This window comes from Legionella sheltonii (genome assembly GCF_026191355.1).
Classification (GTDB): domain Bacteria; phylum Pseudomonadota; class Gammaproteobacteria; order Legionellales; family Legionellaceae; genus Legionella; species Legionella sheltonii.
In genome coordinates this window covers 156892-172433 of the sequence record NZ_JAPHOQ010000001.1, presented here as the reverse complement: position 1 = coordinate 172433, position 15542 = coordinate 156892, and the positions used below count along the sequence as shown (strand labels likewise).

The following is a 15542-nucleotide window of genomic DNA, read 5'->3' as shown; positions in this document are numbered from 1 at the left end:
AAAACAATAAAAGATAATCTGGTTATTTTATGAAACATTGTCCTATAATTGTTACTAATTAGCGCTTTTGAATAGGATTACGCTTGAACCATTTTTTACCTGATTTAAATGATTTATTTTATTTTTGTCGTGTGGTTGATGAAGGAAGCTTTACTAAAGCCAGTCAAGGTTTGATGCTAACTAAATCCAAGCTAAGCAGACGAATTAGCGAATTAGAAAATCATTTAGGGGTGCGTTTACTGAACCGTTCTACACGTAATCTCAGTCTAACCGACATAGGGCGCTTGGTTTACGAACACAGCATCGCTATGGTGAATCAAGCAAGCTTTGCTCAAGATGCAGCACTGCAAGCACAAGCACAACCCAAAGGACGAATTCATGTGACGTGTCCTACTTTATTTGCGCAATCTGATTTCGGCCTGATTCTGATCCATTTTATGCAAAACTATCCTGACATCCAGATCCATCTTTATGCTAATGACAGAAAAGTAGATTTAATCGAAGAAGGATTTGATGTAGCCCTGCGCTTTCAGATCAACGATTTAACTGATTCCAATCTCATCGCAAAAAAACTAGGAGAAAGCACCCACGTGCTAGTCGCCACTCCTAATTATCTAAATAGTAATTCAGCCCTTCAGACACCACATGATTTAACGAAAATCTCCTGGTTGGGAAAAAGTAGAGGGGAAGGATATCAGCAAATACAATTCGTACATCAGACAGGAGAAAAAGTGAGCATGCAATTATCCTCCAGGCTAGAGAGCAATGAATGGATGATATTGAAACAAGCCGCCTTAGCCGATCTGGGTGTTGCACTGCTTCCTCTAGAGTTGTGCCAACAAGAAATAAATAGTGGTGCATTCAGTCGTGTTCTTGCCGATTGGTCTTTATCGACTGCCAGTTTGTACCTAATTTATCCTTCAAAAAAAGGCTTAACTCCTGCTCTGCGTCATTTCATCGATTTTGTGAGCGCGGAAACTCAGAAGGGCTGTGCCAAACAGACACGTGTTTTGATGAATCGCTAGGGACTTTTAACCCCCAAATTATTTTCGAAACAAAAATAGTGATGCGCCGAATACTTCAGAAATTTGAATTAAGCGCTTACTTCATTAACGATGCAACCAACCCGCCCATTTCAAAAACACCTTTTGCAAACATTCCAGCGGCATATCCTGCACTTGCAGACTGACTGCCCATCGTGAGCGCGCCCGGGAATGGTTGAGCAGCACTAAACGATAATCCATCGACTAGGCCATATAAAAAGCCCACGGTATTGCATGCTTTATCGACAGCAGAACTTTCATTTTGTTTTAATTCATTCCCTTGTTCCAATTGCTCAACAGATCTATCAGGTTTTGGGCCCACCGTACTTTCATATAATGCAGCATATCCCGAAGCAGTTTTCATCACTTCTTTGCCAACAGGCGTAGCGCTCAATTCTTTTTTGTGCTTCAAGAGATCAGTAGCAAATTGATTTCTGGAATAATTTTCAGACCAAGAATCAATTTCATTTTCAGGTAGATTAAATGGCATTTTTGTTTTGTTTCGTATGAGTGTATTGAGCAAAATCATAAAGTACATATCAGCTATTTTTTTATTTGACTCTTCCTCTAATTTCACTTGTTTACGAATGGATTCTGGCTCATGTCCCTGAGAGAGTAAATGCATCGCCTCCTTCTCGTCTGGCGTCCACTGCTCGGCTCCCAACATTTCCTCGGTTACTTGTTGATAAACTTGTTTAAATTCAGAAATTGCTCGTATATCATCGAGATCTTTTTTAACATCTTTTGAACTGCTGAACATAATTACCCCTCTATGTGGTGCAAAGTTAATACAATTATAGCAAATTCTATGCTCTAGTGGCGAAAACGAAAAGAGTACCTTTATTTAATATAATTCTTGTTGAGGACCAGGGCGATTCAATGAAAACTTATAGAAAAGAATTGTGGTTTCATCTTCCCGAACGAATGGGATTTATCAACATAACCGATAAAGTACGAGAATGCTTAAACGACAGTGGCATTCAGGAAGGACTCATTTTAGTAAACGCAATGCATATAACTGCTTCCGTTTTTATTAACGATGATGAAGTGGGTCTACATCAAGATTATAAAAAGTGGTTGGAACACATTGCCCCTCATGAACCCATATCGCATTATCAGCATAATGACACAGGAGAGGATAATGCGGATGCCCATATCAAGAGACAAATCATGGGTCGTGAGGTAGTCATAGCAATCACCGAAGGAGCACTCGATTTTGGACCTTGGGAACAAATTTTTTATGGCGAATTCGATGGATGCCGCGATAAGCGAGTCCTGGTAAAAATAATTGGATCCTAATAAAGCATTCCGTACCTTTTATTTCCAATCATGAAGTGGTTTGAACGATATACAAACCTCTTTATTGGTTAATATAACTCTTTGGCTATTTTTCCCTTTTATTTCTGTGTATTATTCCCGACAACTTTGCATCTATTTTAACAAAAGGGGATTTTTATGAAGCATCTTATTAATAATGTCTTGCGTACAAAGAATATGGTGGAGTTGTTGCACGCTATGGGTATTCCCGTAAAGAAAGAGCAGGTTACATGCAAAGACGAACGTATCATTTTTAATCTCGAAAGCATCAAAGAAGGTGTGGAATTGGCTGGAGATTTGCAAAATCTGCTACAAAATGATGCGGTAAAACTACCGATTAAACGAAGGACTGTTGCTGAGTTACTTGCCGAGGAGATTGCAAATGCAAGCTGCTCTGACAGTACAAATAGCGAGACACTCAAAAAGTCCTGTCTCGCGTTATTGGATATTTTACAACTCAAAGATACACTAGATGAGCAGCAAGAATACCTTGATATTCAACTTCCCTCTGCTGTTTATGGACCAATATTTAGTGCTCTAAACTATAAATACTTGAGCATCAACGGTGAAAAGATAAAATTTAATATTAAAGAATATTTAAAAGCGCACAAACAAGAACTTATTTTAATTGATGGACAATCACCTTTACTTTTTGCCTATTCAGAACTGTTTGAAAATAGAAAGGTTTTTTATGCCGAGAAAAAAGTAAGTGCCGATATCACTGAAGTAACACCTTACTTCTTCGTTCCTGATGCACTGACACCACCTGCCTATCATTTTGTTTTGGATACAAGCGGCAGTATGTTTGGAAAGAATTTAGATACATTAAAAAAGAGTGTCATCGAACTGGCGGATGCCTTATTTCAATACCAACCCGATGCAGTCATCAATATCTCTGAATTCAATACGGAAAATCGAACTGTTGGTAATTTCCGCAAACAAGACATGAGCCGACTCAAGTATGAGGTGAACAGATTATCAGCAGACGGTTCAACACGGCTTTATGCGACGATCGTCGATCAATTAGCGATGCTGATTCACTCGAAACTACACAATAATATTTTATTATTTACAGACGGAATAAATTCGTCAGATCATGAATCCCTACTCATAAATCAACTGGAACGAACAGTAGAATCCTTAGGTGAGGAAACTTCTTTAATTCGTGTGAAAAATAAATTCTTCATTTTGAGTTATGGAGTAAAACAACCAGAGGTATTACAAAAAGTGGCCAACGCATTTGCCTCCCCAATTATAAATACAAATACCGTTGATTTTATTGAGGCGTTGTCTCAACAGGATAAGTTACAGGAATGGGCAGCAGCCAGAGAGTTATTCACTTGTCGTCTTGAAGTGGCAGGAAGTTCTACTTTGGATACACAATCAGAAGAGTATGTTTGTTCGTTTGACATGTCTGGCCAATTTGTTGCTTTAAAGCCCAAGCTCCATAAGAATAATGAGCGTCTGCATTTAACGATCACTGACAGTAATGGTAAAATATTGCTCGATGATCAACGATCTTTAGCGAAGAAACCAATGGACTCTGTGCTATTGCCTGGCATCGCAAAAACGGCAGTTCAACATGGTGTGTTTGCAGTGCAAAATACGCCCAAAACAGATGTTCCTACTCCATCGGTAACGCCAACATTTCTTTAAGTCCTCTGTTAGACTATAGGCCAAGGAAAATTAAGACCAAGGCCTGTAGTCTTAACACGCTACTCAATCGCAAAAGTCCGAATCCAATTGTATTGGAACACTCTCTATAATCAGTCAAAATAAATGGGTGCCCTACTTTAATCGGAGCAACGCACTTAAGTATTAAAGGATCTATAATTGAGCTCAAAGAACAAATTTAGTGATCATGATTTTTTTGGCAATACGATTATTTATCGCACCAATGATTCTTGGGGTGATATTTTTGTCATTGATAGAGGCAGTATCAGAGCACTGAACTTCGATCCAGTCTATGATCAAACCGGTATTTATCTTCAATACCCGCACATTCCTGTCCACGAATATACCCGCGTGATGTTGTTAGTTCTCGCATTTATTCAACATCCAGCACGCATCACCCTATTAGGGTTGGGCGGAGGAAGTTTGCTTCATTGCCTTCATTTTCTCTTACCCGAGTGCTCGCTGTTTTGTATTGAACTTCGTAAAAAGGTCTATGAAGTCGCGATGGATTTTTTTCAATTACCTGCGGCTCAAAATATTGAGATACTTATTGCGGATGCGCAAACCGCAATCAAATTTCAAAAGGGTCATAGTACGCAAATCATTTTTGCTGATATGTACCTCGATTATGGGATGGACGCTTTTCAAATCCAACAGCAATTTATAGAACAATCTCATCGTATTTTGGATTGCAAGGGGTGGCTTGTGATCAACTTTCACGAGCTCCCTGAACTGGATTCCCCTTTTATTCAATGCCTGCAGGAGTATTTCGTTGAACTCTTTATTTGTCCAACAGTAAGCGATAATTATATTTTATTTGCCGGCAAATCACCGGTTGGCGATTTGCATTCAGACAGTCATCAAACCACTCTTGCCGAATTGGAAAATAAACTCAACATCAAATTGCTCCGCTTACTTCGCAAAACGAAACGGTGCTATGGAAAGTGAGACGGTCGGGATGGACAATTCGGATTCTATCTCTGCACGTGGAGTGGGAAAGAGTGTGGAAAGAGTATGTTGAGAAAGCTTTAGTCCGCCTTTAAATTTTAATCCCGGATCCAATTTAACGGGTATACGTTGCAAATTTTTTATTTCTGAAAAAGCATCAGCAAACAATTTGGAAACAGGATGTTCAGGAGCAAGTTCACCATAAATCATTACTTCTTTAAACCAAGACTGTTTGGCGAATTTTAAACACTCGGGGCTGTAGAAATGGAGAATTTCAAGCAATTCATTATTTCGAGGCATATTAAGCTTAGAAAAAATACTGACTCCAGACCGAGGTTCTGGTTCTAGGACTTCTTGAATTATTTTATTTATCGTTTTTTGGCAGTGAATAAATTTTGCCAATGACTTGGTTAAGAAGGACATGTCCTTTTTCAATTGCCTTAATTGTTCCACCTGCATCGCCCGTTTCTGATTGGTTTGAAAATAAGCCTCAACGCGAAACAACAATTGTTCCATCACAGGAACAAAATCAAAAGTCAAAATGGGTTCCAGTTTGCCAGTAACAGCATCAAGGTGCGGGTTTGCTGCATAGGCAACAAGTTGACGCCATTCTTTACTCACGTTCATTAATGATTTCCTGTCATTGATCGAAAGCAGCTCAATGATTGTAAGCTTCAATTCTTTAGGTAATAGCTTAATGAATGCAGAGTTATCTTTTAAAAACTCTTTAAAACTAGATATTTTAAGACGTTCATCGTGAATAATGCGCAAACTAAGCCCCGGATAATCGCGAGCAATCTTGGTGAGAATAAGGTTTTGTAATCGGTCAGGAGTGCGAGCTTCCGTTGTTGCTGGACTCTCAGATTTAGCGAGCATTTTTACATTCCGTTATAAAAAAGAAAATAGCGTACATTATAATCTCATAAAAAGATATTTTTTGTTTTATTTATAATTAAATCAAGTAATTATTATAAGAAGGGAAACACTTTGCTAAATGGCTCCCTGACTGGGGGCAGAAAAGTCACTCCTTAACATAACAAACGCAATAAAAAATATAGGCCTATAATATGGAGATAAGGACTCTTTTGAAAGCATGAGGGATAATATGATCAAAGGCGCCGAACTCTTAGTTGCAGCCCTGGAAAATGAAGGTGTGAAACACATTTTTGGCATTCCTGGGGAAGAAAATCTTGACGTTGTTGAAGCACTTCGCAACTCGTCCATTGAACTGGTACTGACCCGACACGAACAGGCCGCTGCATTCATGGCAGCAACCTATGGTCGCTTAACGGGTAAGGCGGGTGTTTGTCTCACCACGCTTGGCCCTGGTGCCCTCAATCTTACCACCGGGGCAGCTTATGCACTTCTTGGGCACATGCCCATGATCATGATTACTGGCCAAAAAGGAGTTTTATCCTCACGGCAAGCGCGATTTCAAATGGTGAATACCGTGGCGGCAATGCAACCTTTAACCAAAATGTCTCGCCAAATAGTTTCCCCGTCAATGATTCCTACGATAGTGCGCGAAGCATTCCATCTTGCAGAAGAAGAAACCCCAGGCCCAGTTCACTTAGAACTCCCTGAAGACATTGCTGCAGAAAAGAGCAAGCAGGTGCCGCTCATTCCGCCACATCCTTTTGAATACCCTATTGCGAGTGAGGAGGCCCTCAATCGTGCCGCTGAAATGATCATGGCGGCGAAACGCCCGCTGGTGATGCTTGGCGCAGCAGCTTCCCGTCCACGAGCAACCAATGCGTTGGCTCAATTTATTACTCGAACGAATATCCCCTATTTCACCACGCAGATGGGTAAGGGCACGGTTTCTGTAACCACAGAACTTTATATGGGCACTGCAGCTCTTTCAGAACGCGATTATGTGCATGAGGCGATAGAACAAGCCGACCTCATTATTACCATTGGCCACAGCACCGTTGAAAAACCACCGTTTATCATGGGTCCCCAGCTGAAAGTCATTCATGTTGGCTATCAATCCGCTACCGTAGAAAAAATATATTTTCCCCAGGCAGAGGTTATTGGTGATATGGGTCCATCCTTAAAACTACTGGCCGATAAGATAGAAGGCAAGATTCCTCATGCAGATGCCCTCCTTCCTTTGCGGGAAGGTATTTTAAGTAAAATTACTGCGCGCTCTACTGAAGATCGCTTTACTCCACAACGCATGGTTCATGATGTTCGACAAGTGATGCCACGCGATGGGATTCTCGCGCTGGACAATGGCATGTATAAAATCTGGTTTGCGCGAAATTATCGCACCCAAATGGCTAATACCATTCTTCTCGACAATGCGCTGGCGACCATGGGCGCAGGCCTTCCTTCAGCCATTATGGCCTCACTGCTGTATCCTAAGCGCCGGGTGATGGCGGTGTGTGGCGATGGGGGGTTTATGATGAACAGCCAAGAATTAGAAACCGCGGTTCGCCTTAAATTAAACCTTGTCGTCCTCGTGATCGAAGACCACGCCTTTGGCATGATCCGTTGGAAACAAGCAGTAGATCACTTCCCCGATTTTGGAATGACCTTCTCTAATCCCGATTTAGTCAAATATGCAGAAGCCTATGGGGCGCGAGGTACACGAGTGGAGCACATTCAAGATTTTCAATCCATTTTGGAGAATGCGTTCAATGAGGGCGGGGTACATCTGGTCATTTTTCCAATCGACTACTCGGAGAATAAACGCGTACTTGTGGATGAATTACAAAATCGGTTGCCACCAGAGCACAAGGTGAAATAATGAAAAACACACTGCACGTGGTACACGCATTTGATCGCACATTAATCAAAGAAATTCCTACGGATGATGCCCAAGCTCTTGCAACCAAGATTAATACGGCAGCATCTGCTCTAAGAAATCGTGCTGGATGGCTGAAACCTCACGAACGCATGACCATCCTGAAAGGTGCCGCCCAATTATTGGCAGCGGACCAGGGCCGCTTTGCACGGCTTATTGCACAAGAAGGAGGAAAACCATTTACTGATGCAGCAATTGAAGTCACTCGTGCTATCGATGGATTAAACGATGCGGCAGAAGAACTACGACATTTTGCAGGCAAAGAAATTCCAATGGGCCTTACCCCTGCCAGTGATAATCGCTGGGCATTTACGATTAAAGAACCCATTGGCGTAGTGGCTGCTATTTCTGCCTTTAATCATCCCCTAAACCTCATTGTTCACCAAGTTGCGCCTGCAATCGCTGTAGGTTGTCCGGTCATTATTAAGCCCGCAACCACAACTCCCTTATGTTGTCTGGAACTGATTAAGTTACTACGGCAAGCCGGCCTTGATGAAGCGTGGTGTCAAACGTTCATTACCGAAGATAATTCTTTAGCCGAACAACTCGTAACTGATGAACGAATCGCTTTTTTAAGCTTTATTGGCTCAGCAAAAGTTGGCTGGTACCTACGAAGCAAACTTGCGCCTGGAACTCGCTGTGCGTTAGAACATGGAGGTGCGGCCCCCGTAATTGTCGATCGCAGCGCGAATCGAGCTAAAACCACACAAGCGCTTACTAAAGGCGGCTATTATCATGCCGGACAAGTGTGTGTTTCCGTACAACGGATTTTTGTGCATAAAGAGATCCTCTCTTCATTCATGGATGAATTCGTGGAGCGAGTCAAATCACTGCGCGTGGGGGATCCACTATTAAAAGAAACTGAAGTTGGGCCATTGATTCTCCCTCGCGAAACAGAGCGTGTCGTATCGTGGATTGATGAAGCGGTAGCCAAAGGAGCAACACTTTTTGGTGGCGGTCGTCTTTCTGAAACCACCTTAATTCCCGCCGTACTGCTCAATCCGTCCGCTGATGCCAAAGTATCCCAATTGGAAATTTTTGGTCCGGTCACCTGTGTTTATGAATATGAACAGATGGAGCAAGCAATTCATACCGCAAATTCATTACCCTTTGCCTTTCAAGCCAGTGTATTTACAGAAGATTTAGGTACCGCATTAAGCGCAGCCGAACGCCTTGATGCCTCAACGGTGCTCATTAATGATCACACCGCATTCCGCACCGATTGGATGCCGTTTGCTGGGTTAAAGCAATCGGGTTATGGTGTGGGTGGAATACCCTGGACGATGAAGGATATGTCCAAAGAAAAAATGATTGTCCTGAAAAGGGATGGCTTTTAGCAGTCCAATTTATAACCCAAAGCGCCGCTGTGTGCCTCGTTCGAGTTATATCGCGCCCTTAGCAAACTCAACCCTTCGAACCACCGCATTAAAATAGTCTACACTTAAAAAGAGTCTCATTGACTAATCTTTATTGGACAATCGTGTGATGGAGTTATCATGGAAGCAAAATCAGAAAAAAATTCAATTATTTTTTCATCAGCAATGAATGCTGCTAAGGCTGGTGAAAGACTGGACCTGGAAGATGCGCCCTATAAATCAGATAAGGAAGTATGGCTCTTACGGGAAAGTTCTGTCCCCGGACTTCTGACTGTCACTTTTTATAGCCATGAAAAAAACAACTATTCTCATGCAAGGTTGGGGTTTATGGCTGGCAGATGGCATTTTGCTCCCGCAGATGACTTTAAAGCCAAAGAATTTGTAAAACGGGCCGAGGCCGCTTTTAGCCAAGCGCTTCCTGAAAAAAGTTTTGATAGTTTAATTGAAATATTAGACAAACAAGGATTTGACATAAATAAACTCATATTTCCCAATCCCAAAGAGTCTTCCAAAACGGAGCAATTATTAGCCTATACCAATGATTCGCTTGAAGACTCACCCAGCATATTAGAAAGATATAGGACGTCCTTGTAATTATAATGAACTGGTTTACCTCCAACACGGCCCCATTTTAAAAAAGTACTTCCTGGATCAAAATGGACTATTAGGGCGTGTTGACAATTCATCCCCACCGGCTACGTGCCGCGACGTGTTCGCGGCAACCAGCCGATCTTAATCAGTGGCAAATTTCTTCATAAAGATGATGCCATTCTGTATTTAGGTTCTCAATCAAATTTAACTTCCACTGCCTGGGCCAATTTTTGAATCGCTTTTCACGTCGAGCAGCTTCTATATAGGTTTCATGAACCTCATAATAAACCAATATATGTACATTGTACTTAGCTGTAAATCCCGGAATCAGGCTGTTTTTATGTTCCCAGACTCGTTTAATTAAATCTGATGTTGAACCAGCGTATAGTGTACCATTTCGCTTGCTTGCCATAATATAGACATAAAATGACTTCATTTTGCTTCCTTGTTTTGCTCAGAGTGTTGGACTCAATGCGATGATATCACCTAAATTTCACTGATTACATTGGTAGCCAAATATAGGAACAAGCCATTGCGAGCATTGACGCATCATTTCTCTTCAATTTATCATATCTTGTGGCAACAGCTCGAAAATGTTTAAGTCGCGCAAATACGTTTTCAACTAGATGACGATATTTGTATAGACCCCAATCAATATCAGCATTCCCAGTTTTAGAGTTCGTCTTCCGAGGAATCATTGGAGTAGATGATTTTTGCCTAATCTGATCTCGAATTTCCTCGCTATCATATCCTTTGTCTGCAATGGTGTAATCAGCTTTAGGGAGTGTTTCAATGAGACCTGAAGCTGCTTTAGCATCATGTACCTCTCCGCCAGTCAATTGAAATTCAATCGGAAGGCCGCAAGCATCAACTGCCCTATGAATTTTTGTTGTATTACCACCAACGGATTTCCCTATTGCTTGATGTTTCTTTCCTATGGCGCCTGAGCTATGTTGATGGGCACGAACGATACTGCCATCAATAAATTCCGATTCAAGATCAGGATGTTGTATGAGCGCTTTGAAAATCATCATCAACTTGTTCTTTGAGGACCAACGATTGAATTGTTGATAGACAGAATTCCAAAATCCAAACTCTTTAGGTAGGTCTCGCCAAGAGCAGCCTACACGCATGCGATATAACATTGCCTCAACCATCATACGAACATTAGGTTTGTCATATATCTGATGTTGTAGCATTATCTCCTTTAGCTTAGACCATAGCTCATCACTGAGCATCAGTCTAGCCATTGCAAACTCGTTTTATACTTGATATTGAAATCGATATATTATGAGTTTGCTCTTATTCATCAATCGATTAGAGCAATGAATTAAGTCCATCTTTAACTTGACCATTTCCTGGATGCCGCGAACACGTCGCGGCACGTAGCCGGTGGGGATAAATTGTCAACACGCCCTATTAATTTTTGCTTTTTATAGATCGAGCTGTTTTCACCATTTTCATTATCATGAAATACCTTTCAATTATTCGAGTTATTTACAAAAAATGAAAAACTTGCTCTCGAAGTTTCTGGATCTATTTTAAGGGTTTCCGAACTATTTAATAAAGAATCGACTTTTTTTATTAATTGAGATAATTGCTCCTCGATGAGTCTATTTTTTTGTCTTAAATCCTCAATTGTCCGCTCATGTTCTGTAACTTTTTCTCTAAGTATTTCTTGTTTCCGTAATAGTGCATCGTGCTTCCAGCGATGCAGATTCTCTTGAAAAAAATTAGAATTATTGTGCACAAACTCATGGTCGCGTGTTATTTCGGCCCCCCAAGAGATAAATTTATCAATTAAACACGCTCTCGTAAAATTATCCACATGTTCATTAAAAGCTACCTCATCTATCATTACTGCAAAAGTTTCGCTATTTATCGTAGGTTTATATTTGTCAATGATCTTGAAGAAGGGACTGCTATCCTCGAGGAATGGACTGGTCAAAAGATAGGTTAAAGGGGTAATACCTATCTTCATTCTAAATGTACTGTTTATGTCTGCCCCATGTTTTATTAAAAATTCAAAAAAATAAAGTAATCGAGCCAGTTTTGCCTCAAAAAAATCGATACTATTTTTTCTTGCTAATAGTTCGGATACTGCCTTCATTAGTTTATGGAGGATTGTTTCACCATGTCCAAAATTAAATTGAATTAACTGTTCAGGAAATTCAAAAGGATCATATTTTTTTGTGAAATCTTCTAGATCCTTACATAAGGCATCACGATGAATTTTTTCAAACAGGTCAAGCAGTTCTCTTTCATTATAAATTCGAGTGGTCTTGCTAAGTTTCATTTTTTGACTCCTTTCAATTCGACGTTTAATCAAAACTAGATTCTTTTTATGAGGATAATTGCCCCTATTCAAAGGCTTGGCTTAAAGTCCAAAAAAAGAGTGCCACGTTGGCGCTGGATTTGTGTCAACTTTTTCCGAGGATTTTATTAAAGAATCGATCTTCTGCGTCAGTTGCGCCAGCTGCTCGGTAAGTAAATTATTTTGCTGCTCCAAACGTTGCACGTTCAGTTCGTAGCCTTCCACTTGTTGTTGAAGTTTTTCATGTTTTCGTTCCAATACCATGCAACGCCATCTATATTTATACTCCTGAAAGAATATATCACTTACACAGATAACCTCGTGTTCGGTCGTGATTTCGGCGCCGTTCAAAATCAGAAGATCAACTAATTTCCTTTTTTTAAGATCAGGCACATAGGGATTTAGAAGTAAATACAATATCATTTTTTCTAAAGTGGAAGCTGCTATAGGCAATTTAGCTCTTTTACCAATATCCAAAATTTCGCGAAAATAATTTTCGCCAAGGATGATTTGGTTTGTTACAAGATAAGATAAAGGAGTGACTTCTTTACCAGAGTCGTCTTTTATCCTGATATTTATATCTGCCCCACTCTCGATTAAAAACTCAAAACAAAGGATTAAATTTGCTAACGCACAAGGCTCTCCCCTACAATCAGAGATTGCTTTCAGCACCAAACAGAGGGCTGATGTGTTGTTTTCACTTCCCGATTTAAAATGAATTAACGGCTCAGGAACTTCAAAAGAATGATATTTATCCCAAAATGCTCTGGGATTCATAGACAATGCATCATTTAGAATTAATCCAACTAGGTTCAATAATTCGCTTTCAGTAAAATTACGGATAGCTTTAATGAGTTTCATTCTAATGCTTCCTTACCGGCTATTTTGAGCAAGAGTAGTTAACCATGCGGTGTAAATTGTGCCAAATTATATATATTTAATTCCTTTTCTATTTCAGCAACTTGCGACACAATTCCTTCAAACCCCTTCGTTCCAAAGCGCTTATGCTCTTCATCTTCAAATTTTTCGCCCAACTCTTGGTACTCACTATCAGAGACAATGGACTTAAAGGCAGGAAACAGAACCGTATCTTCGCGGGCAGCATGGGGTTCATACATATTTATAAATTGGTACAAAACTTCGATAAGCTTTTTATCGTGCGATTTGGAACTTTTTGCGCGAGTCGTCTCTAAAATATAATTGGTTAATTTTCTGCCCGCTTGATGTTGCGTTTTCAGGGTGGCCACCAAATCAACCAGAAGACCGGCTTTTTCAAAGCGTGGGAATAGAAAGTTCTCTTCCAGTTGTTCATGGTATTCTTCAATAAATTGTCTAATAATTGTTGCCGACTTATTAATAAGTACGGGATTTAAATCGCGCTCCTTTTCAATTCGGTTAATCGCTTCTCGATAAATAAGCATGATCCGACGCAAAACACCATGCTCCCGCATCAAATCCTCATCAGGAGAGACATCCTCCTCTTTTTTTTCTAATGCTAATAGAGGTTTTGCAAGTGTAGAACCTGCAATAAGAGTACCGCCAACGACAACGGCTGCATTTTTAAGAAACTGTCGACGATTGCTATCGATTAATTCAGACGACATCCTTGCTCCTGTAACTGATAGAGAAAATTCAAATTCTTGCCATGTAGTTTCATTATGCTGAATCGGCGAAAAAAAAACCATCCGGATAAACAGGGGAAATTACTGTAGCCAGATGTTTAAAACATAAAGCTCACCCCTCCTCCATAGTAGGTATTAAAGTTGCCAAGCTCACCGCTGAGGCTTTTCCCTATTTCCATATCGATTGCAAAATCTTTAGTAATGAGAAAAATAAGCCCTGTATCCAAATTGTATCCTGCGCCCTGATTTGGCGCTGTACGTGTTTGCCCAAATACTTCCAGATAAAACTGTAACCAATTTCGAGCGTACCAACCAAAGCAAACATCCGGGCTAAAGCTATTATAACGTACGCCGCCAGCTGCACTGGAAGTGCTCCAGGAGGAAATGGAGGCCATCGCAGTAAAATTAAAAATAGGTGTTTTATACGCTAAAATCCCATTGAGGGAATAGCCATCATGTGCCGTGCCATAATCTTTGCTCCCTGAAGCGGGAATGTAAACTACTCGTGTCGCAACATTCCAATATTGGGTGTAGGCAATATCATGTTTTAACGCCAATTGCGTTGCGAAAAGTCCCAAAATATTTGCATGAGAATTGATTCTTTCGCTGGGAAAAAGAATGCTCAATTCGCTGAGCCACGGTAAACCAATTCGAGTTTTGGATTGAGGTAATGTCCATTTCTCGTCTCGATTAATGAATTCGTTGTATTGTATGCCCCCGTCCAAGGTAAATTGGCCATAGGGTACGGGACAGGCACTGGTAATAATCGTTGGCCGTTTAAAATAAGTGAGGATGCTGCCATTTGCGCAGGGATAAATACTCGTACTTGCAACCGATTCCGCAAAAGATAATGAACTCGTGAATAGTAGGATAGCCAAAGCGATTTTTTGTAACATCTAATTAGGCATTTCAAAAAAAACGTACAAGATGAGCTACTTAAACTATTACAACACGGGAGGAAATTCAATCATTGGGTAAAGCCCTCACCCCTACCCTTCTCCCTAATAGGGAGAAAGTGCCCGTCAGGGCGGATGAGGGCAACAACCTTAAAAATCTTATTTATGCTGCCAACCTGAAATTTGTTGCAAATAATGCACCTCTCCCGATGAATCAAACATTTCCGCTTCCATTGATTCTTCCAAGGTGTAATCATCGTACAATAGAGCATGCTTACTCACCATTTCTCGCTCTGGAGTCGCATTTCCAAGAGGACCTCCCGGGATGGGTTGAGGTAGCATATTAAAAAAAGTATATTTTTTTTTGTAGTTAATTTCATGGGTATATACAGAATTTTGTGTATCGGTGGAATATCCATAAAGCAGGGACTCATGATTTTTAATCGACCCATCAGGCCGGGTACTGATATCTATTATACGCGGATCCCAGGCATCAACCTCTCAAAAGGAGTAATCATTTTCATCTTTTAATTGAATTTTAATTTCTAAATAAACATGATCCCATTTGACCGAGCGAACAACACGAATTCGCGCATTAGCGCCTAGACGATCAATTTCCTTACCTATCTCCACTAAAAGATAATCTGCCAATTCATGACAATTACCCATACCCACATACTCAATAAGATCATGTCGATATTTATATTGAGACTCTTCAGTTTCGTTAAGCGGAGCACGAACATTTTTAGCGAAATAGCTATTTTCTTTAATCTCTCGGTGATATTTAATGTATCCACCTTTTTGGTTACTGATCGCTATTTTCTTTCGTGTGTCTAAAATAGCCTGAGTACATATTGCTACAAACTCTGCTCTTGATAATAAAGCCATAATAAAATCTAACCCATGCACCACCATAAATAAAAAATAATTATACCATTTTGTTACTAAATTG

At 40.4% G+C, this 15542-nt stretch carries 17 protein-coding genes; 7 read left to right on the top strand and 10 right to left on the bottom strand.

The annotated features are described in order from the left end of the window. The first annotated feature begins 83 nt into the window (after window positions 1–83). Entirely contained in the window at window positions 84–1025 is a 942-nt protein-coding gene (locus OQJ26_RS00740) for a LysR substrate-binding domain-containing protein (protein ID WP_265701997.1), read from the top strand. Between the two features lie 76 nt (window positions 1026–1101). Here OQJ26_RS00740 and OQJ26_RS00735 read toward each other — a convergent pair whose 3' ends face one another. Then, on the bottom strand, window positions 1102–1803 hold the full coding sequence (locus OQJ26_RS00735) for a hypothetical protein (RefSeq protein ID WP_265701996.1): 702 nt from the start codon (window positions 1801–1803) through the stop codon (window positions 1102–1104). Between the two features lie 119 nt (window positions 1804–1922). On the opposite strand from OQJ26_RS00735, the gene OQJ26_RS00730 reads away from it, so the two are divergent. From OQJ26_RS00730 to OQJ26_RS00720, 3 genes are all read left to right on the top strand, one after another. Further along, window positions 1923–2342 carry a secondary thiamine-phosphate synthase enzyme YjbQ gene (locus tag OQJ26_RS00730; RefSeq protein WP_265701995.1) on the top strand — a complete coding sequence of 140 codons (420 nt, stop codon included), beginning with the start codon at window positions 1923–1925 and terminating at the stop codon, window positions 2340–2342. 156 nt (window positions 2343–2498) lie between these two features. Then, window positions 2499–4016, top strand: a complete 1518-nt coding sequence (locus OQJ26_RS00725; RefSeq protein WP_265701994.1) for a VWA domain-containing protein — start codon at window positions 2499–2501, stop codon at window positions 4014–4016. Window positions 4017–4193: 177 nt separating this feature from the next. Continuing rightward, window positions 4194–4982 (top strand): class I SAM-dependent methyltransferase, encoded by a 789-nt coding sequence (locus OQJ26_RS00720; protein ID WP_265701993.1) that lies wholly within the window; start codon window positions 4194–4196, stop codon window positions 4980–4982. On the opposite strand, the gene OQJ26_RS00715 is transcribed toward OQJ26_RS00720, so the two are convergent. Next, window positions 4947–5858 carry an F-box protein gene (locus OQJ26_RS00715; protein WP_265701992.1) on the bottom strand — a complete coding sequence of 304 codons (912 nt, stop codon included), beginning with the start codon at window positions 5856–5858 and terminating at the stop codon, window positions 4947–4949. The genes OQJ26_RS00720 and OQJ26_RS00715 overlap by 36 nt on opposite strands. Before the next feature lie 229 nt (window positions 5859–6087). On the opposite strand from OQJ26_RS00715, the gene OQJ26_RS00710 reads away from it, so the two are divergent. From OQJ26_RS00710 to OQJ26_RS00700, 3 genes are all read left to right on the top strand, one after another. Next, window positions 6088–7734: an acetolactate synthase large subunit gene (locus OQJ26_RS00710; RefSeq protein WP_265701991.1), complete on the top strand. Its 1647-nt coding sequence runs from the start codon at window positions 6088–6090 to the stop codon at window positions 7732–7734. Further along, the gene (locus OQJ26_RS00705; protein WP_265701990.1) at window positions 7734–9128 is read left to right on the top strand and encodes an aldehyde dehydrogenase family protein; all 1395 of its coding nucleotides are present in this window, start codon (window positions 7734–7736) and stop codon (window positions 9126–9128) included. Before OQJ26_RS00710 ends, OQJ26_RS00705 begins: the two co-directional genes overlap by 1 nt. A gap of 159 nt (window positions 9129–9287) precedes the next feature. After that, window positions 9288–9761, top strand: a complete 474-nt coding sequence (locus tag OQJ26_RS00700; RefSeq protein ID WP_265701989.1) for a hypothetical protein — start codon at window positions 9288–9290, stop codon at window positions 9759–9761. 142 nt (window positions 9762–9903) lie between these two features. On the opposite strand, the gene OQJ26_RS00695 is transcribed toward OQJ26_RS00700, so the two are convergent. The 8 genes from OQJ26_RS00695 to OQJ26_RS00660 all read right to left on the bottom strand — a co-directional run bounded on the left by OQJ26_RS00695 (window position 9904) and on the right by OQJ26_RS00660 (window position 15478). Further along, entirely contained in the window at window positions 9904–10194 is a 291-nt protein-coding gene (locus tag OQJ26_RS00695) for a GIY-YIG nuclease family protein (RefSeq protein ID WP_265701988.1), read from the bottom strand. A gap of 64 nt (window positions 10195–10258) precedes the next feature. Continuing rightward, a complete protein-coding gene (locus OQJ26_RS00690) occupies window positions 10259–11008 on the bottom strand; it encodes an IS5 family transposase (protein WP_265701987.1) in 750 nt (249 codons plus the stop codon). 230 nt (window positions 11009–11238) lie between these two features. Further along, window positions 11239–12054: a hypothetical protein gene (locus tag OQJ26_RS00685; protein ID WP_265701986.1), complete on the bottom strand. Its 816-nt coding sequence runs from the start codon at window positions 12052–12054 to the stop codon at window positions 11239–11241. Window positions 12055–12135: 81 nt separating this feature from the next. Then, window positions 12136–12933, bottom strand: a complete 798-nt coding sequence (locus OQJ26_RS00680; RefSeq protein ID WP_265701985.1) for a hypothetical protein — start codon at window positions 12931–12933, stop codon at window positions 12136–12138. Between the two features lie 38 nt (window positions 12934–12971). Continuing rightward, window positions 12972–13676, bottom strand: coding sequence for a hemerythrin domain-containing protein (locus OQJ26_RS00675; protein WP_265701984.1), 705 nt, complete (start codon window positions 13674–13676; stop codon window positions 12972–12974). Between the two features lie 116 nt (window positions 13677–13792). Beyond that, a complete protein-coding gene (locus OQJ26_RS00670; RefSeq protein WP_265701983.1) occupies window positions 13793–14590 on the bottom strand; it encodes a transporter in 798 nt (265 codons plus the stop codon). A 159-nt stretch (window positions 14591–14749) separates the two neighbouring features. Then, on the bottom strand, window positions 14750–14875 hold the full coding sequence (locus tag OQJ26_RS00665; protein ID WP_265701982.1) for a hypothetical protein: 126 nt from the start codon (window positions 14873–14875) through the stop codon (window positions 14750–14752). Window positions 14876–15091: 216 nt separating this feature from the next. Further along, window positions 15092–15478, bottom strand: coding sequence for a hypothetical protein (locus tag OQJ26_RS00660; RefSeq protein WP_265701981.1), 387 nt, complete (start codon window positions 15476–15478; stop codon window positions 15092–15094). Window positions 15479–15542: the final 64 nt, after the last annotated feature.

Coding starts and splice junctions, on each gene's coding strand:
- OQJ26_RS00710 (WP_265701991.1), top strand. CDS start 6,088: ATGATCAAAGGCGCCGAACTCTTAGTTGCAGCCCTGGAAAATGAAGGT.
- OQJ26_RS00660 (WP_265701981.1), bottom strand. CDS start 15,478: ATGGCTTTATTATCAAGAGCAGAGTTTGTAGCAATATGTACTCAGGCT.
- OQJ26_RS00700 (WP_265701989.1), top strand. CDS start 9,288: ATGGAAGCAAAATCAGAAAAAAATTCAATTATTTTTTCATCAGCAATG.
- OQJ26_RS00715 (WP_265701992.1), bottom strand. CDS start 5,858: ATGCTCGCTAAATCTGAGAGTCCAGCAACAACGGAAGCTCGCACTCCT.
- OQJ26_RS00670 (WP_265701983.1), bottom strand. CDS start 14,590: ATGTTACAAAAAATCGCTTTGGCTATCCTACTATTCACGAGTTCATTA.
- OQJ26_RS00735 (WP_265701996.1), bottom strand. CDS start 1,803: ATGTTCAGCAGTTCAAAAGATGTTAAAAAAGATCTCGATGATATACGA.
- OQJ26_RS00725 (WP_265701994.1), top strand. CDS start 2,499: ATGAAGCATCTTATTAATAATGTCTTGCGTACAAAGAATATGGTGGAG.
- OQJ26_RS00665 (WP_265701982.1), bottom strand. CDS start 14,875: ATGGTGAGTAAGCATGCTCTATTGTACGATGATTACACCTTGGAAGAA.
- OQJ26_RS00690 (WP_265701987.1), bottom strand. CDS start 11,008: ATGGCTAGACTGATGCTCAGTGATGAGCTATGGTCTAAGCTAAAGGAG.
- OQJ26_RS00695 (WP_265701988.1), bottom strand. CDS start 10,194: ATGAAGTCATTTTATGTCTATATTATGGCAAGCAAGCGAAATGGTACA.
- OQJ26_RS00675 (WP_265701984.1), bottom strand. CDS start 13,676: ATGTCGTCTGAATTAATCGATAGCAATCGTCGACAGTTTCTTAAAAAT.
- OQJ26_RS00685 (WP_265701986.1), bottom strand. CDS start 12,054: ATGAAACTTAGCAAGACCACTCGAATTTATAATGAAAGAGAACTGCTT.
- OQJ26_RS00705 (WP_265701990.1), top strand. CDS start 7,734: ATGAAAAACACACTGCACGTGGTACACGCATTTGATCGCACATTAATC.
- OQJ26_RS00730 (WP_265701995.1), top strand. CDS start 1,923: ATGAAAACTTATAGAAAAGAATTGTGGTTTCATCTTCCCGAACGAATG.
- OQJ26_RS00680 (WP_265701985.1), bottom strand. CDS start 12,933: ATGAAACTCATTAAAGCTATCCGTAATTTTACTGAAAGCGAATTATTG.